This is a genomic window from Rhodococcus sp. H36-A4, assembly GCF_027158005.1.
GTDB lineage: Bacteria > Actinomycetota > Actinomycetes > Mycobacteriales > Mycobacteriaceae > Rhodococcoides.
The window spans coordinates 669,078-686,687 of the sequence record NZ_JAPVLQ010000002.1 but is presented as its reverse complement, the minus strand read 5'-3'; the positions used below and the strand labels follow the sequence as shown (position 1 = coordinate 686,687).

The following is a 17,610-nucleotide window of genomic DNA, read 5'->3' as shown; positions in this document are numbered from 1 at the left end:
TCGATTCGTTCGGATGTGGATGTGCCGAAGCGAGACTCCGCCATCAATTGGCGCGCCGCTTCGGAAAAGGGTGAGGTCAGGCGGGGCGGGGAGGCCCGCGTGTACCGACCCCGGAACACACCAACAGCCGAAGAACGACATCGGGACGATATTCGGGTGCACCGGAGCGGGGAAACTCCTGCACCGGAATCGACAGGTTCAGCACCGGGAGAATACGACGGAGGATGGACAGTGCATGCCCATACCCCAGAATGGCGGCGCGAATCAGCAACGCACACAATACCGTTGCGAATGCGTGAGCACAGGCCATCGTGGGTGTCAAGAAAGACCCGTGATCATGTTCGGCGGCAATCGTCAAGATCGTGTGGCCGAGCAACTGTCCGAAGATCAGGGTCGCCGGCGTCGAAGCCCATCCCCCACGCTCCCCGAGAGCTGCGACCGCTCCACCCACCGCGGCACTGATTGCGAGGAGCAGAATCAGCGCCGCTTCGCTCGGCATCATGGCTCCCCCACCGACACCGTGCGCGGCGACACTCAGCGCACCGGATGCGGCACCGACGAATGCACCGCGCACGCGTGCGCGACCGTCGGGCCGGGAAGTCATGGGCACACCATACCGTCTACTACAGCCCCTAGTAGCGAGCAGCTGCTTCGAGTCCACGCCGACGATCCGCAGGCGTTCGCCGAGGGCAGCTGGTGCACTTGTCGGCTCCTGAGGTCTCGTATAGAAGGCAACACGAACAACGCTGGGTGAACCGGCGGCCCCCGACGTCGACAAATCTCGGGGACGGCATCGTTGCCTGCATATTCGCGATCAGCGACGTGGCGAAGCGACTGCCGACGGTCCTGTCGCCGAGCACGGCCCCCACGTCGAGGCTGCGGTTGGCGATGGAGTCCGTCGCGATTGCCCACAACGCCTGTCGACGGGCTCCCGAGGCCTCGGCGAGTACGTCGATGATGCCCCCGAATGTTGCGTCCAGTCCGGGTGCCAGTTGCTCGGTCGAGATGGTCAGCTCGGTGCTCACCCCACCCAGATAGCCGTTGGGCCGCAGGAAGCAGCGTGCGGTGTCGAGCGTTGGATCCGCGGCCTCACCGGTCACCATCGCGGTGGCGACAGCAACGAAAGCTAGCGTCGAGCTGGCCGAATACCACCACAGGGTGCCGTTGACCCGATCGTCGACGCAGTTCCACCGCACTCCGGTGTCGACGACGCGAGCCCGTATCCAGTCGGCGTCGAGCATCACCGACGCAGGAAGATCGAACGGGCCTTCGAGGTATTCACCGAGGCCCGGTACTCGCGCCGCGGCACGCGCATAGACGCTCATGCCAGCCCGTGAACGTCGATGACGGGCCTCGGGTGGGTACGCACCGTCGCGCGAATTCCGAACACCTCCGCCAGCAACGAGTCGGTCAGAACCTCGGCAGTCGGGCCCGACGCGACGACGGATCCACCGTCGAGAACCGCCAGCGAGGAGCAGTACTCGACGGCCAGACGCAGATCGTGCACAGTGATGACGATAGCGAGCCCGTCGGCAGCCAGGTCGGCAATGGCGCTCATGACTATCAGTTGGTGGCGCAGATCGAGATGGTTGGTCGGCTCGTCGAGCAGCAGAATTCGCGGCTGTTGAGCCAGTGCGCGGGCAATGGAGACGCGTTGCCGCTCACCGCCGGACAATGCCCCGACGTCACGGTCGGCCAGACCGAACAACTCCAACCGGCGCAGGCAGGATGTCACTACCTCGTCGTCGGATGCGGTCGGGGGAGAGAACCAGCCGCGGTGCGGCACCCTCCCGAGCGCGACCGATTCTCGGACCGTCAGCCCGACGGATGCCTCGGGTTCCTGCGATGCGACGCCGACGGTCCGCGCCAGTTCCGCGCGCTTCATCGACCGTGCGTCGATATGGTCGACAAGGACGGACCCGGATGCTGGTGTCAACGCCCGGTAGCAGCAGCGCAGCGCCGTGGTCTTACCTGATCCGTTGGGTCCGACGAGTCCCAGAATTTCCCCGGGGCGGACACTGAAATCGATGCCGTGCAAAACTTCTCGCGATCCGAGCCGGGCAGTGACCTCGTGTATCGACAGGGTCATCGCTGGGCCCTTCCGTACTGGCGGGAGAGCATGAACACGAAGATCGGTGCGCCAACCAATGCGGTGACCACTCCGACCGGCACCTCGGTGCTGCTGGAAACCGATCGCGCGAGTGTGTCTGCCCCTACCAACGCGATCGCCCCGAGCAGGGCCGCCACGGGAAGCAGCCTGATGGCCCTGGTACCGACGATGTATCCCGCGAGATGAGGTACGAGCAAACCCACGAAACCGATTCCGCCACCGACGGATACGGCGGCACCGGCAAGCATCGAGACGGCCAGGAGCTGAAGCACACGGAATCGCTGCACATTCAATCCCAGAGCGGCGGCGCCGTCGTCACCTGTTTTGAGCAGGTCCATGCGCGGTGCACTGAGCAACAGCACAGTGCCGACCACCAGGAGAGCGATCGTGGGGAAAGCCAACGTCGACCAACGCGCGTCGCCGAATCCTCCCGCAAGCCAATGCAATACGCCACTGAGGCTGCGCTCGTCAGCGAAAACCAGGAGCGTGAACGTGATGAGCGCCGAGAATATGGCTCCCATCGCGACGCCGACAAGAATGATCGCCGTCGACTGTGGGTGTCTGCCGCCGATCAGCAATGCCAGGAACAACGGGATCATCGCCCCGACGAAGGCCGCCGCTGGAATGGTGAAGACCCCGATCGCACCCGCTCCGATACCGAGCGCCATCACCACCACGACACCGAAGCCCGCTCCCGAGGACACTCCCAGCAGATACGGATCAGCAAGCGGGTTACGTGTGACGGCCTGTGCGACACCACCCGAGATCGCAAGCGAGGCACCGACGACCGCGGCAGTCAACGACCGCGGAAGACGGGAGTCGAGGACGATCACTGCGCGCGCCTCGGTCCACCAGGATTCGAATGCTCCCGGCATCACCTTGTGTATGACGATCGCCCAGACGTCGCCGACGGGAATCTGTACGGAGCCGAACGACGCTGCCGCTGCGATCGCAGCCAGAAGGCCGAGGATCAGCAGTGCAAGAACCACTCCGAGCGGAAAGCGCGAACGCCGAGTCGATGTAGATTCGACAGGTATAGTTCGGGTTTCGACGGCGGTGGCCATCAGTCCTGGAACCGGTCCGGATGCAGTGCGCGTGCGATGGTGTCCACGCTCGTCACCAGTCGTGGGCTCTCGAAGAAGTCATCGAGCGGTACGACGATGAAGTTGTCGCGTTGGACGGCAGGGGTCGTCGCCATGATCGGTTGACTTTTCAGGAAGTCGATCTTGCCCTGCGCGGAGGTATCGCCGTAGTCGAGGACGACGATCGCCTGCGGTGCGCGTTCACCGATGATCTCCCACGTCGTGTCCAGGTAGGGCCGCTCGCCTTCGGGGAAGATGTTCTCCGCCCCTGCGTAGTCCGCGATGATTTGCCCTACACCGATGCCCCCGATGGTCATGGGGACGTCTTCACCGGAGTCGTAGAAAAACGTCGGGGTCGGAGCAACACCGGTCAATTTCTCACCCACTACATCCAGGCCTGCCACGACACCGTCGGCGACGTCCTTCGCGGCATCCTCGGCTCCCAGAATCTCACCGAGTTGGGAATAATCGTTTTCGAGCATCCCGATGTCGGGGAATCCCGATCCGCAGTACTCGGAGAACAGGAACGTTGCGACGCCGACCTCGGTGAACGATTCGCGGGAGCGGCCCTCCTTGTCGTTGAAGGCGCTGCGCATGCCTCCCACGACGAGGTCAGGGTCGAGATCGAGGATCTGTTCTTTGGTCGGGTATTCATCGGCGAGGCCCTGAATCTTCGAAAATTCCTCGGCCAACTCCGCAGTGGGCGAGGCGTTCTGATAACCCATCCCAACGATCCGATCCGCGACACCCATCTCGATGAGCACCTCAGTGACGTGGTCGTTCATGGAAATGATGCGTTGCGGAGGGGAATCGAACTGCTGGGCGAGGTCGCAATTGGAGATGGTGACCGGCTCGTCGAACGCGGCCCCGGCCGAGGTGGCCTCTGTCGAGTCGCCACGCGAACAGCCCGCGAAGAGCAGCGCCGCCGCGGAACCGACCGCGACAATTCGGACGATAGAGGGAGTAGATGGTGACATATGAACCTCACTTGGAGCTCAGAGCCACGAAATTGAGAGTCGACGCGCAGCAAAATCAACCACGCGCAGGACTGCCGATTCGTAGACCACGACGAATAGGTGTCGCACACACAGCCGCTGGGTAATCGGACTTGCCATCTCCACGAGAGGAGACAGCCCACCGTTGCGGGTCAGCGCCGGATTTCGACCGGCTTCCCCCTACGACTGGCTTGCTAAGTGCTTCGTCCAGCAGTATGCACGAGAGGTTTCGGCAGCGGTCGAGCGCGCCCACCGATACCCACACATGTAGTCAGCGGACACGTCGTGCCCGAACCGCAGGTGCCGAAGAATGCGGCAGCAGTCTGCTGATGTCCTCGGGCATCGAAATTTCGACGGTTGCCGACGCGTCGAACCGGTATGGCTGGGTCATGACCACACCGGACAGCTGCTTGCGTAGGCGAGACATTTCGGCCCTGACGGTGATCGCCCTTCCGCCGTCTCCGAAGAGATCCGCCGCCATCTGTGCCGCGGTCCGCCCCTCCCGATGGACTGCCAGCAGGTAGAGGATCTCTGCGTGGCGTGGCGTCGGCTCGTGTATCCACTCCCCGACCTCGCTACGGATCTCTAGCCGAGTGTGCTGCGGATGGCGTAGATCGATGCAGATAGTAGTGGCACCGGCCGTCTCGGAGACCGATGCACTCTCCGCCACCCCGGTCGGCCGGACGAGCCAACCACCGGGCAACGGCTCGACTTCACACACACCGAGCGTCGGCATCCAGAATCGTCCCGTGGCCAGATCCTCGGGCAGCAGAACTCGAGTGCGCAACGCGACGGACGAGGTGGCCGCTACCCACCCGTTGGCGTCGACCGCCAATGCGGGGGAATGCAACCGGGCGAGCATGGGGGCCGCGACAGAGCGCAGCAGATCCAAATTCTGCCGATGATGCTCGCGCAGTTGGGATTCAGCAAGACGGGCAATGGCATCCACGAGCGCGAGCGTGGTCGGATGCACGCTACTCGCAGGCCCACTGACATCGACCGCACCGATCACCTGACCGGTCCGCGGGTCCTTGATCGGCGCACCCGCACACGTCCATGGATGATGGCTTCGCACATAGTGTTCCGCCGAAAAAATCTGCACTGCTCGGCGCGAAACCAACGCAGTCCCGATCGCATTGGTACCCACCGAGTCCTCGGCCCAGCTGGCACCCTCGACGAATCCGAGTCCGTCGGCGCGATCGAGCACTGCCGTAGATCCACTGCGCCACAACACCCGCCCGTGACGGTCGGCCACAACGAGAATGTTGTTTCCGTCCTGAACGACCGATTCCAGCCCGCGAGCCAGATCGTCGAGGACGTCGAACAGACCCGAATCACGACGGCTCAGCTCGAGATCGGAAATATCTACAAGTGAGGGTGAGATGGATTTTTGTTCGGGATCGATACCGAGGGTCTGCAACCGCCGCCACGAATCACCGATCACCTCGCGTGGCCGGGCTGGCCCCCTACCGCCCGCCATCGTCGCGTCGTAGACGGCCGTCAGTATCTGCGCGTAGCGGCGCGGATCCTCGCCTGCCGCCAGCGCAGGCTCGGGACCTGTCGACTGAGTCATTGCCGACAATTGTGCGCCAGCTCACATAGCGATGTAGAGGTGGGGTCAGTTCGCTCGCGTCGACAGCGCCTTGCGGGCACTGCGGGGCGCTCCGCGTTTGGGGAACAGAGCGCGCGACACCTCACGAGCGGCGTCCACGACCAAAGGTGCTACTCGCTCGAGTTGCGCATTCCGCGTCTCTCCACACAGCGCGATACCACCGGCCGGGCCTTCGTAACCACGAATCGCCGACCCCACGCATGAGATCCCACGGACCGCCTCTTCGAGACCGAACGCCAGCCCCTGGCGCTGACGAATGCGGTTCAACTCCAGATGTAGGACCGCCCGCTCGGTGATGGTCTTGTCGGTGAAGCGAGGAAGGGTCGCGCCGAACAAGGTGTCTACATGCTCGGGATCCAGCCACGCCAACATCGCCTTCCCACCGGCCGTCGCGTGTGACGCGGCCCGGCCACCGACGCGGGACGGCAGTGCGGCAGCGAACCGTCCACCGACCTTGTCGAGGCAGACGCTTTTGGATCCGTCGAGAACAGATAGATGAACGACCATCCCGGTCTGCATGTGCAGCTCGTGCAGAATCGGCGCAGCAACCTCACGAATCTGGCTGCGTCCGCCGTCACCGCCCCCGAGCCCGAGCGCACGTGCACCGAGGCCATATCCGACCGAAGCGTGATCCACCCAGTCGAGCCTTACGAGTTGATCGAGAATGCGGTGAACTGTGGACCTCGGGAGCTGAGTGCAGACCGAAATCTCTTCGAGGGTCAGCCGGGCTGCTTTACCCCCGAACGCGTCGAGAATCAGAGTCATCCGTTCGACCATCGACGGCGGCAGGTCTGCCTTGGACTGCGAGGCGATTGCCCGGCCGGCGAACATTGTGTCGTTCGAGTCAACGATGGTCATGACATTCCCCCAGATCAGTTTCGAGTCGACTCAGCAGCTTGGAGTGTCTCGGTCGGGATGTTCGAGTGTACCCAGAGGGACATGGAAAATTCCGCTTGGGAAGACTCACCGGCAAACGAAAGGAGAGGTCCGGGGGCACCACCTTCGGTCTGCAAACCGACTCGACCCGTCGAGATGAATCACTGAGTGATACTTGGTATCTCATACATGCCAAAGAGTAAGAGAGATTCAGATCACCGTCAAGCGGGTCCGCGTCGCCGGCGCGGACCCGCTTGACGTCACTCCTGACGGGCAGCGAGCGCGGTGAGTTCGAACCCCTTGTACCCCGCCGCTGCGGCCTCTGCGATCTTCTTGCCGTAGTTGCCGAAACCACCCGCATACATCATGAAGACGCGCGGCTTACCCTCGATATTGGCACCCATGTACCAGGAGTCGGCCTGAGGGAACAACGTCTTCGCGGCGACGGCGGCACACTCCGCCATCCAGTCCGCAGCAGCTTGCTCGCCTGCCTCGATGATCGCGTAATCGTTACTGTCGACGTACGCGATCGCGTCGGCGATCCAGTTCACGTGCTGCTCGGAGCCCAGCACCATGTTTGCCAGCACACCGGGGCTGCCGGGGCCGGTGATCAGGAACAGGTTGGGGAAGCCGGCCGCGGCGATGCCATGCAGTGTCTGCGGTCCTGCCGCCCATTTCTCACGCAGCAGTACCCCGTCGCGTCCACGGATGTCGATGCGGTCCAGTGAACCGGTGATCGCGTCGAAGCCCGTGGCGAACACGATCATGTCCAGGTCGTAGTGCGCGCCTGCAGTCGCGATGCCCGTCTCGTCGATGGCGGTGATCGGCGCCTCGCGGAGGTTCACCAACGTGACGTTGTCGCGGTTGTACGTCGCGAAGTAGCCGGAGTCGGTGACGATTCGCTTGGACCCGATCGGGTGGTCCGTCGGGATCAGTGCGTCGGCGACAGCCTGATCTTCGATGACGGCGCGAATCTTGCGCTCGGCGAAGCCTCGGGCCAGGTTGTTGGCCTCGATGTCGCTCATCTGGTCCGCGAAAGTCTTGGCGAACAACACCCCGCCGAGCTCCCAGTACTGCTCGAACTCCGCTTCCCGCTCATCCGCCGGGACCTCGAGCGCACTCTTCGGATTCGAGACGAAGGGGGAACCACCACCGCTGGCCCAACTCTTGCGTCGGCGCTCGGCGTAGGTCGCCTTCTGCTCACGGCGAGTCTCTTCGTCCAGCGGGCGGTTGCTCGCGGGCACGGAGAAGTTCGGGGTGCGCTGGAAGACGTGCAGCGTCGCTGCCTGCTCGGCGATCAACGGGATGGACTGGATGCCCGAGGATCCGGTGCCGATGACACCGACCCGCTTTCCGGCGAAATCGACACCGGTGCGCGGCCAGTCGCCGGTATGCAGGATCTCGCCGCCGAAGCTGTCGCGGCCCGGGATGTTCGGCAGGTTCGTCGTGGACAGCGCGCCGGTGGCCAACACACAGAATCTCGCCGTCACCTTCTCACCCTTGTCGGTGACGATGTTCCACCGCGCGGCCTGTTCGTCGAACGTCGCGGACACCACTCGGGTGTCGAACTCGAAGCCGCTACGCAGGTCGAATCGGTCCGCGACGTGTTCGAGGTATGCCAGGATTTCTGGCTGCGTGGCATAGCGCTCGGACCAGTCCCACTCCTGCTGCAGTTCATCGTCGAAGGAATACGAGTAGTCGACGCTTTCCACGTCGCAGCGAGCACCCGGGTAGCGGTTGAAGTACCACGTGCCACCGACGTCGGAAGCTGCTTCGAAGCCCTGGACGTCGAGTCCCTGCCCGCGGAACTTGTGCATCGCGTACAGGCCGGCCAGGCCTGCTCCGACAACCACCACGTCCACATTGGTTCGCGTCATGATCGATTCCTTCTTTCTGGAGAGTGTGTTGGTTCGACAGGCACGCTGGTCACCGGGCTCTCACGCGTAGGCCATGTCGAGAGGCATCGTGATCCCGGTGATGGAGCGGGCCTCGTCGGAGGCCAGGAACAGGCTCACGTCGGCGATGTCCTGGCTCGCCCTTCCGTCCGTGCTCATGGAAGGGTTCACGATGTTGATTCGGATGTTGTGCGGCTCGAGCTCTTTTGCCAGCGACCGCATCAGCCCGACCAGCCCGTGCTCGGCAGCAGCGACGTGGCCCATCCCGTTCAGACCCCGGACACCGGCCGTGGAGCTGACCAGGACGAGCGAACCACCGCGCCCGCCCTCGATCAGGTGTGGAATAGCGGCCTTGCAGGTCTTCCACATCCCCGTGAGGTTCACATCCAGCATCGTCTGCCAGACCTGAGCCGAGAGCTCCATGGTCTTGCCGGTGGAACTGATGCCTGCGCCGGCGCAGACGATGTCGAGCCGACCGAGTGCGCCGACGCCGCGGGCCAACGCCGCATCGAGCGCGCTCTGCTCGCGGACATCGGCCTCGATGGCGACGATCCGTCGCCCGAGCATTTCGACCTGTCGGACAGTCTCCGCCAGATCCTCACTGCTCGCGGCAGGGGTCGTCGAGTGCGTTACCGCGGTGCAGCAGTCCACCACGATCAGATCGGCACCCTCCTGAGCGAATCGCACCGCCTGCGCGCGTCCGATCCCCCGGGCTCCGCCGGTGATCAATGCCGTCTTGCCCGCCAATCGCCCACTCATGACATCGCTTTCTGTGTAAGTCCGGCGTCGACCACCAGTTGCGTGCCGGTGATGTACCGCGCCTCGTCCGAGGCCAAGAACACCACCGCGTTGCTCACATCCACCGACTCCACCCACGGCACCGGCAACAGGTGCCGCGCGGCGAGCACATCGACGACGTCCTCGGCAGTTGGATCCGCAAGGTCCGGGCGCAGCCGGGCGAACGTGGCCGGGTTGAGTGTCATCGCCGTGTCCACCGCGCCTGGATGGACGGTATTGACGCGAATCGACTGTGGGCCGAGCTCGTTGGCCAGCGTCCTGGCCAGTCCGACCACCGCATGTTTGGCTGCGCTGTAGTGCGAGGCGCCGGGAGCCGCGCTGATGCCGGCCGTCGAGCTGATGATGATCACCGAACCGCCGGCGACCTCCAGCGCCGCGACACCCGCCAGCACGGTGTGCCAGACCCCGGTGAGGTTGACGGCCATCGACCGCTCCCACAGGGCCTCGTCGATCGTCCACGACGGGCCGACGTTCTCGGTCACTCCGGCATTGGCGACCACCGTGTCCAACCTGCCGAGCTCGGCCACGCCGAGTGCGACTGCATCCTTCGTCGCCGCCATGTCTCGCACGTCCGCAACACCGGTGACGATTCGACGGCCCTCGGCCCGAACGAGCGCCGCGGTCTCGGCAAGGCCTGCCTCGACGAGATCGAGCGCGATGATGTCCGCGCCCTCCTGGGCCAACCGCACCGCGTGGGTGCGGCCCATTCCTCCGCCTGCGCCGGTGATCAACGCGACCTTGCCGTCCATCCGTGACATCTGTGATTCCTCTCGTCAGTCTCGGTCGGCGGCTGGGCGATAACGCAGGAGCGTGATGTCGCGGTCGGGATAGTCGCAGAACACCGGCTCGACGCGCATGCCGATTTCCAGGTCTGCCGGGTCGACCTCCACCATCTCGGTGCTCAGCCGCGGGCCGACGTCCCACTGGACGACGGCCAGGATCTGCGGGAGCGAGTCCGCCCACGGCGGCGCGGTGGGGCGATCGGCCACGGTGTAGGTGTACAGCGTCCCCAGCCCGGTGATTTCGCGCCATTCGAGGTCGTCGGCAAGCGTGCGCGGCGCCAGCACTCGCGGGTAGAACACGTACTCGTCCGAGGACGGTGAGTACTGGATCTCGATCCGATGCTCGCGGAGGCTGTCCCAGAACGGCTTGGTGACCGGGGTGGGCTCGGGAAACGGCTTGTCTGCGGTGCTCATACTCACTCTCCTTGCAGGATCAAAGCGACCTGCTCGCTCATGATTCCGCCGTTGCCGGTGACGAACGCCGTGTTGCAATCCTCGACCTGCGCCTCGCCTGCTCGTCCCATCAGTTGCCGGACGCCGTCGACCACATGGTGCATGCCGCCTGCCATGCCTGCCTGCCCGAAGGAGAGCTGGCCACCCGCAGTGTTCAGCGGGAAGTCGCCGCGGAAGGTGAGGTCGCGCTGCTTGACCCACTCCATGCCGGTGCCCTTCTCACAGAACCCTGCATCTTCCAGGCTCATCAGCACGGTGATCGTGTAGCAGTCGTAGATCGACGCCACGTCGATGTCGGAGCGCTCGACGCCCGCCATCGCGAAGGCTCTGTCCGCGGCCGCCTTGATGGGCGTGCGGACCATGTCCTCGGCGTAGGTGGGAGTCTTGAACGAGATCCGCTCACCGAAGCCCTTCACCCACACGGGACGGTTCTTCGATTTGCGCGCCACGTCGGCGTTACCGACGATCACACCCGCGCCGCCCTGCACCCGCATGACGACCTCGAGCATCCGGATGGGGTCCGCGATCATCGGGCTGGCGAGCACGTCGTCGAGAGTGATCGGCTTACCGTGGAACACCGCACCGGGGGTAGCACACGCGTTCGTCCGCTGATCGACAGCGATCTTCGCTGTCGCCTCCGGGTCGTAGCCGAACTCGGCTGCGTAGCGCCGGGCGATCTGCGCGTACGGCGCGTTCTGCCCGAGGTTGCCGTAGGGGATCTCGAACTCCGCCTGAGGCGAGCCGAAGTTGTTGCTCGACGCACCGAAGTAACCGGGGTCCTTCGCCGGGCGTTGCTGCGAGCGCGGCAACATGTACGAACCTGGGACCACCACCAGGACGGCTTCACACAGGCCCAGCTCCACGGCAGCAGCCGCACGCCACACCATGCCGGCTGCCGTGGCGCCGCCGAGGTCCACCCGCTCACCGAAGTTCAACGGCAATCCCAGGTATTCCGAGAGTGTGGCCGGGACGAACATGTCCGACTCCGCCAGGCCGTGCGCGACGATGCCGTCGACCTGCGAGGCATCGATGCCCGCGTCGTCGATCGCCATCTTCGACAGCGTCGCCCACTGCTCGATGGTGAACTGCTCCGGCCGGGTCTGCTTGCGCTGGGAGGGCAGTTCGCAGAAGCCGAGGATGGCCGCTTCGCCGCGTAGTCCGCTCATCACACGGCCTCGGTCCGGTGTGGCAGGGTGACGGTGGCAGTGCCTGGCATCAACAGCTCACCGTCGCGCTCACCGCGAATCTCCAAGTCCACCAGCGCGCGTCCGTCTTCCTCGCGCTTGGCCGTCACCGTTCCCACGAAGTCCAGTTCCTGGCCGGCGAAGGCGACGGCGCGGTTCTGGGCCGAGTACGTGACCAAGGTGCCGGCGCCGCCGATCCAATCGGTCACCGCCCTCGCCAGTAATGCGGCCTGCAGCGGCCCCTGTACCAGTGGCCCCGAGTAACCCTCGACATCGACTGCCCAGGACTTGTCGTAATGGATGCGGTGCGCGTTGTACGTCGCAGCACTGAACAAGAACATCTGGATCTCGTCCACGCTCGTGCGCAGGGTGGTGATCTGGTCCCCTACCGTGACGTCTTCGAAGTGCAGCTGGCCTGCCATCGCGTTCTCCCTCAACTCTTTTCCTTCTCTCATGGCCGCGCGATCATCGACGTCGTAGCTGCAGCGACCAGTTCGCGGCGCTGATTGGTGTACGCGGTCTTCCACGTCACCAGCACGAAACGCCCTGAGCGGCCTTGCTTCTCCACGATCGAATCCACTGTGCGGACCGAGGTGATGACATCGCCGTCGTAGGAGGGGCGCAGGAACGTGGTGCTCTCGCCGCCCGCCATCCGCTTGGGGCACTTGGGAAACGTCAGATTGCCGGATGCGGCACCGGAGGAGCCGTCGACCCGCAGGGTATCGATCGGGGTGACGCCGAGGATCGCGTACTGCACGTAGAGCGGTGGACAGATGACGTCGGCGTAGCCGTGTTCGCGTGCGTAGTCCCCGTCGAAGTACAGCGGGTTGTCCTCGCGGACGGACACGGCCCACCGCTGCCAATCACGCTGAACGACAGCACCTGTCGCGGTCGCCACGACCGTTCCGATCCTGGCGGCGACCTCGTCCGGGATCAACGACTCTGCTGTTTCTGGCATCGGTTGCCCGCCTAACTGTGTTGTGTTCGAATGCATTTGTCTGTCAAGCAATCTGGTGGTCGGTGATCAAGCCACGAGCCACCTGGTCGGCGTACTGCTCGGCGGAGTATCCGAGCAGCTCCTTGTAGAGGTACTCGTTGTCCTCACCGAAACCTGGAACCGCCCGGCCGAATGCCAGGTCGAAACCCTCTGCTCGCCAGGGGTGGCCGGGGTAACGGTGCGTACCCACCGATGGGTGGCTGCGCTCCTGGAACCAGCCGCGCGCGGCCAGGTGCGGATCCTCGAGCAACCGCATTTCGCTCATGACCTCACCGGCCGGCACGCCGACGTCCTGCAGTTCCTGGACGGCCTGCTCAGCTGGCCGCTGACGGCACCAACCCGCCAGCACTGCACGGATTGCGTCGGAGTTCTCCGCGCGCAACGCAGCAGTCTCGCCCATTCCCGCCAGTCCTTCGGGGTCGACGAGTGCTGCCATCGCGACCCAATCTCGATCGTCGCGCACCGACACCGCGAGCCAGCGGTCCTCGTCGGCCGAGAGGAAAACGTCCTGAAGCATGCGCAGGTCGGTGTTGCCGAGCACCTCCGGGTTGCGACCGTTCATCTGGCAGTCGAGCACGAACTCGCCGATGTCGGCCATGACCGCTTCCGCCTGCGGGAACTCGACCAAACCGCCGAGCCCGGTGCGTTCGCGATCCCACAGCGCTGCCATCACCGCGAACGCGACGCCTGCGGGGGCCGCCTCGTCCATGTGGTAATTCTCGCCGGCCGAATCGGGCTCTTCGCCCTCGTACCCGTCCATTGCTGCGATACCGACGAGCGAGTTGAAGTTCGGCCCGTAACCGAGGTAGTCGCTCATGGGTCCGCTCATTCCCATCGGCGGCATCCGTACCACGATCAGGCGCGGGTTGATCGCCAGCAGCGCCTCGTGGCCCAGTCCCAGCTTCTCCAGCGTGCCGTTGGAGTTGTTCTCCACCAGCACATCACTGATCTCGAGCAACGCGATTGCGGCGGCATGCCCCTCAGGGGTCTCCAAGTTCGCGCACGCGGCCAGCTTGTTCCGTGAGTGCCAATTGAAGAGCGCGGTGCGCTCGTACGGCCGCTCGCCCGGATCTTTGTCCGGGTACGTGCCGCCGTGGTAGCCGGTGGAAGCGATAAGCTCCTTCGTCGTCTTCGCGGACACTTGCCTGCTGGCGCGGTTGTTGCCCTCGAGCCGAATGACCTCGGCGCCGAGATCACCCAGCAGCGCTGTCGCACCCGGACCGGACCACACGACCGTCAGATCGACAACGCGGATACCTTCGAGTGGATAGCTCATGCCTGGCTCACCTTCTGCTCGTTCTGCTCCCGAATCCGTGCACCGTGCTGATCGAGCAGCGGCGCGGCTGTTGTGATCGCATGACCGCCGCGCATCCGCCACGGCGCGGCCGTGTAGGACAACGTGCCTGCGACGGGATGGTCGACCTCGACGAAGGCGCCGCGCCCACGAAAGTGCTCGGCCTCCAACAACTCCGAGACCTCCATGAAAGCGGTGACCGGGATACGAGCCGCTTCGCAGCGCTCCATCAGGTCGATCTTCGAGTGCGCCAGGCACCAGTCGCTGATATAGGCGATAAAGTCCTCACGATCCTGGCCGGTCACTGTTTGGCGGCCGTGAAAGCATTCGTGGAAGGAAGGATCATCTTTTCCGGCGAGGTCGATCAACCGGTTCCAGAATGCCTGATTCGTCACGTAGATCATCACGAAGCCGTCGTTGGTGCGGAACGGCCCGGTAAAGGTCGCCCCATGTCGGTGCGGGCTACGGACGCCTCGCGGCGCCACCATTCCCGAGTAGGCCGCCGAGAGCAAGTACGACGCGCGGCGGTCTGCCCCAGCGAGCAATACTTCCTGCCCGGACACATCGATCACCGAACCCGAACCTGTACGCCGGGCATGGAAGATGCCGGCCATCGTGGCCTCACCCGCCGAGCGCCCAATCGTGTAGTGCTCGAGCAGACCCGGCTTACGCAGCGGAGCGCGGTCGGCCGCGCCCGTCGCGTTCATCGGGCCGCCGGCTGCCTGCAAAGTGATGCCAGTGGCCTCCCGGTCCCGGTTGGGCCCGGTCTGGCCGAAGGCACTGATGCGGGTCACCACCAGCCGTGGGTTCCGCGCGCGCAGCACGTCGGGACCGATACCGAGGCTCTCGAGATGTCCGGGACGGAACGACTCGACCACCGCGTCGGCGGTCTCGATCAAGGTGAGCAGGACCTCCACATCGGCGGGGTCGTGTAGATCGAGTGCAACGGACTGCTTGTTGGTGTTCAGGTGCAGGAACAGCGCACTGGCCTCGGGGTCCGGAACATCACCGGGGAAAGGTCCCCATCGACGCGTCAGGCTGCCTTCGCCGGGCCGTTCGATCTTGATGACCTCTGCGCCGAAGTCTGCGAACAGCTTCGTCGCGTACTCACCCGCCACCCACCGAGACAGGTCGATGACACGGAGTCCTGAAAGTGCCTGCGGCTCAATGGACAAGGCCGATCTCCTCCTCTAGCCAGCGTGCGGCCACATCTGCCGTACCGCCGCGGATCTCCGATACTTTGGCCCGCTCGGACCACAGATGCAGGTCCGTCTCTCGGACGTACCCCATTCCGCCGTGGACCTGGTGTGCGTTGAGCGTTGCCCACTTGTAGGCCTCGCTGGCGTGCATCTTGGCAATCGCCACGTTGCGGCCGGCCTGCTCGCCGCGTGCGAGCCACCAGACTGCCGAATCTGCGGACAGTCGCGACGCCTCGAGTGCGATGTGAATGTCGGCCACGATGTGCTGGACCGCCTGGAAGATGCCGATCGGGCGTCCGAACTGCTCGCGGGTACGCACGTAATCCACGGTCCGCTCCAGCACGGCAGCGCCGCCGCCGGACATTTCCACGCACTGCAAAGCGGTGACCACGTCTGCCACCCACCGCACCTCGACGAGCGCCAGCCCGGCATTGCCGGCAAGAACCCGCTCGTCCGGCACGAAGAGCTCGTCGAGCTCGACGCGGTACTGGTGCTCACCTGCGATGGTCGGCTGCCACGTACTCGTCCATCCCTGCCCGCCTGGCTCGACGAGCAAGCCGAGCACTCGGTTCGGCTCCGCGAACACGGTCGCGGTGGCAGTCACGAGCAGGAGTTCGGCCAGCTCTGCGTTCTCCACGAACGGCAGGAGTCCGCTGAGCGCCCAGCCTCCGTCTGCGCGCGTCGCCGTCAGGGTGGGACTCACATTGTGGGCGTCGGCGGCGTCCCAGAGTGCAACCCCGGCCCGCAGTTCGCCCGCCGCAAGACGCGGAAGGTACTGCTCGCGCATCTCCTGACCGGCCAGTCGGTCCAGCGCGATGCCGAACGCCAGCGTGCTGTAGACGATGGACGGGCACAGTGCCCGTCCGGCCTCGGAGTAGAAGATGCCGAGCTCGTTGAGCGTGGCACCGGCGCCGCCGAGCTCTTCTTCGAGCGCCAAACCGAACACGCCCATCTCGGTCAGTGCGCGCCAGAGCGAGTCCGGGAACACTGTCCCGGACGATTCGGAACCGGCAGCTTTCCACTTACGCACCAGATCGGGCGTGCACTCCTTGACGAACAGCGAACGGAGAACCGCTCGCAATTCCGACTGCTCCTCCGTGGGAACGAGTCTCATGACTTTCTCCTCTTGATCTCGTCTACGCAGCTCATGGTCATCGTCCGCCGCGCGGCAAGCCGTGCCCACGCTGGGCGATGACGTCTCTGAGCACTTCGTTGGCACCTGCACCGAACCGCAGCAGCGGTGCGGCGCGGTAGAGCCGTTCGAACTTTCCATCGAGCGGGGCACCCTCGGTACCGATCGCAAGAACACCCGCCATGCCGAGTACCTGGGTACCGACGTCGGCGATGCGCTGGCGCAGCTCACTCGAGTAGATCTTCTCGGCGCTGACCAGTACCGACGGAATGATGCCGTCCTCGAGCAGTGACGAGGCCTCGAAGCCCATCAGCCGGGCCGCCTCCACCTCGGCGTCGAGCTGTGCGATCTTGCGACGTAGCGCCGGGTCGTCGATCGGCCGAAGACCGTCCGCACGCTCGTCCTTGGCCAGGCCGATGAGCTCGTCCACCGATCGACGCAGGTCGCCGACGTTGGTCAGGGCACCGCGTTCGAGGTCCAGTGCGCCGATGATGTAGCGCCAGCCCTGGTTGACCTCACCGATCAGGTTGGTCACCGGCACCCGGACGTTGTCGAAGAACGTCTCGTTGGTGCGGTAATCCGACCACGCCATGATCGGACGGATGGTGATGCCGGGTGCGTCGATGGGCACGATGATCACCGAGATGCCCTTGTGCTTGGGCACGTCCTTGTCAGTGCGCACACACAGCCACTCGTGGGTGACGCGCTGCGCCATGCTGTTCCAGATCTTGGATCCGTTGATCACCCACTCGTCACCGTCGAGCACCGCGGTGGTCCGCAGGCTTGCGAGGTCGGTACCGGCATCGGGCTCGGAATAGCCGACCGCACAGGTCATCTCACCGCGCGCGATCGGCGGCAAGAACTCTTCCCGGTTGCGAGCGGTGCCATTTCTCATGATCATCGGTGCTACCGAGGTGACAGTGAGGTCCGGCCCGGGGACGCCCCAGTACTCGAACTCACTGACCAGAAGATGCTGATAGACCGCACCCAGCCCCAGTCCACCGAACTCCTTGGGCCAGTTCAGCCCGAACCAGCCCTTGTCACCGATCTTCTTACGGAACGCGGTGACCTCGCCACCGAGGAACTCGATGTCGTGCTCTGCCATTTCGGCGCGCAGTGCGGGGGTGACATTCTCCCCGAGGAACGCGCGTACCTCCTCGAGCCAGCGCTTCTGGTCTGCGTCCAACTGGAAATCCATGCC

Annotated in this window: 18 protein-coding genes and 1 riboswitch; all 18 genes read right to left on the bottom strand. The window is 64.6% G+C overall.

Annotated features, from left to right (window positions below; genetic code table 11):
• Window positions 1-76 precede the first annotated feature (76 nt).
• Complete coding sequence (locus O1W68_RS08155; protein WP_269302507.1) at window positions 77-604, bottom strand: hypothetical protein; 528 nt, start codon at window positions 602-604, stop codon at window positions 77-79.
• Between the two features lie 28 nt (window positions 605-632).
• A complete protein-coding gene (locus O1W68_RS08150; RefSeq protein ID WP_269302505.1) occupies window positions 633-1,325 on the bottom strand; it encodes a (2Fe-2S)-binding protein in 693 nt (230 codons plus the stop codon).
• A complete protein-coding gene (locus tag O1W68_RS08145) occupies window positions 1,322-2,089 on the bottom strand; it encodes an ABC transporter ATP-binding protein (protein WP_269302503.1) in 768 nt (255 codons plus the stop codon). The genes O1W68_RS08150 and O1W68_RS08145 overlap by 4 nt, the downstream gene beginning before the upstream one ends.
• A complete protein-coding gene (locus tag O1W68_RS08140) occupies window positions 2,086-3,174 on the bottom strand; it encodes a FecCD family ABC transporter permease (protein WP_269302502.1) in 1,089 nt (362 codons plus the stop codon). Before O1W68_RS08140 ends, O1W68_RS08145 begins: the two co-directional genes overlap by 4 nt.
• A complete protein-coding gene (locus O1W68_RS08135) occupies window positions 3,174-4,169 on the bottom strand; it encodes an ABC transporter substrate-binding protein (RefSeq protein ID WP_269302501.1) in 996 nt (331 codons plus the stop codon). Before O1W68_RS08135 ends, O1W68_RS08140 begins: the two co-directional genes overlap by 1 nt.
• Window positions 4,170-4,268: 99 nt before the next feature.
• A riboswitch (cobalamin riboswitch) is annotated at window positions 4,269-4,414 on the bottom strand.
• Between the two features lie 44 nt (window positions 4,415-4,458).
• On the bottom strand, window positions 4,459-5,760 hold the full coding sequence (locus O1W68_RS08130; RefSeq protein WP_269302499.1) for a GAF domain-containing protein: 1,302 nt from the start codon (window positions 5,758-5,760) through the stop codon (window positions 4,459-4,461).
• Window positions 5,761-5,805: 45 nt separating this feature from the next.
• The gene (locus tag O1W68_RS08125) at window positions 5,806-6,657 is read right to left on the bottom strand and encodes an IclR family transcriptional regulator (protein ID WP_269302497.1); all 852 of its coding nucleotides are present in this window, start codon (window positions 6,655-6,657) and stop codon (window positions 5,806-5,808) included.
• A gap of 278 nt (window positions 6,658-6,935) precedes the next feature.
• The gene (locus tag O1W68_RS08120; RefSeq protein ID WP_269302496.1) at window positions 6,936-8,552 is read right to left on the bottom strand and encodes a flavin-containing monooxygenase; all 1,617 of its coding nucleotides are present in this window, start codon (window positions 8,550-8,552) and stop codon (window positions 6,936-6,938) included.
• A gap of 60 nt (window positions 8,553-8,612) precedes the next feature.
• Complete coding sequence (locus tag O1W68_RS08115; RefSeq protein WP_269302494.1) at window positions 8,613-9,329, bottom strand: SDR family NAD(P)-dependent oxidoreductase; 717 nt, start codon at window positions 9,327-9,329, stop codon at window positions 8,613-8,615.
• Window positions 9,326-10,126: a mycofactocin-coupled SDR family oxidoreductase gene (locus tag O1W68_RS08110; protein ID WP_269302493.1), complete on the bottom strand. Its 801-nt coding sequence runs from the start codon at window positions 10,124-10,126 to the stop codon at window positions 9,326-9,328. The genes O1W68_RS08115 and O1W68_RS08110 overlap by 4 nt, the downstream gene beginning before the upstream one ends.
• A 15-nt stretch (window positions 10,127-10,141) precedes the next feature.
• On the bottom strand, window positions 10,142-10,564 hold the full coding sequence (locus tag O1W68_RS08105; RefSeq protein WP_269302491.1) for a Zn-ribbon domain-containing OB-fold protein: 423 nt from the start codon (window positions 10,562-10,564) through the stop codon (window positions 10,142-10,144).
• A 2-nt stretch (window positions 10,565-10,566) separates the two neighbouring features.
• Complete coding sequence (locus O1W68_RS08100; RefSeq protein WP_269302490.1) at window positions 10,567-11,769, bottom strand: thiolase family protein; 1,203 nt, start codon at window positions 11,767-11,769, stop codon at window positions 10,567-10,569.
• Window positions 11,769-12,209, bottom strand: a complete 441-nt coding sequence (locus O1W68_RS08095; RefSeq protein WP_269302488.1) for a MaoC/PaaZ C-terminal domain-containing protein — start codon at window positions 12,207-12,209, stop codon at window positions 11,769-11,771. The genes O1W68_RS08100 and O1W68_RS08095 overlap by 1 nt, the downstream gene beginning before the upstream one ends.
• 29 nt (window positions 12,210-12,238) lie before the next feature.
• On the bottom strand, window positions 12,239-12,745 hold the full coding sequence (locus O1W68_RS08090; protein ID WP_269302486.1) for a MaoC family dehydratase: 507 nt from the start codon (window positions 12,743-12,745) through the stop codon (window positions 12,239-12,241).
• A gap of 43 nt (window positions 12,746-12,788) precedes the next feature.
• Window positions 12,789-14,060, bottom strand: coding sequence for a CaiB/BaiF CoA transferase family protein (locus tag O1W68_RS08085; protein ID WP_269302485.1), 1,272 nt, complete (start codon window positions 14,058-14,060; stop codon window positions 12,789-12,791).
• Window positions 14,057-15,253 (bottom strand): CaiB/BaiF CoA transferase family protein, encoded by a 1,197-nt coding sequence (locus tag O1W68_RS08080; RefSeq protein ID WP_269302483.1) that lies wholly within the window; start codon window positions 15,251-15,253, stop codon window positions 14,057-14,059. Before O1W68_RS08080 ends, O1W68_RS08085 begins: the two co-directional genes overlap by 4 nt.
• Window positions 15,243-16,391, bottom strand: coding sequence for an acyl-CoA dehydrogenase family protein (locus tag O1W68_RS08075; RefSeq protein WP_269302482.1), 1,149 nt, complete (start codon window positions 16,389-16,391; stop codon window positions 15,243-15,245). The genes O1W68_RS08080 and O1W68_RS08075 overlap by 11 nt, the downstream gene beginning before the upstream one ends.
• Before the next feature lie 37 nt (window positions 16,392-16,428).
• On the bottom strand, window positions 16,429-17,607 hold the full coding sequence (locus O1W68_RS08070) for an acyl-CoA dehydrogenase family protein (protein ID WP_136170863.1): 1,179 nt from the start codon (window positions 17,605-17,607) through the stop codon (window positions 16,429-16,431).
• Window positions 17,608-17,610 lie beyond the last annotated feature (3 nt).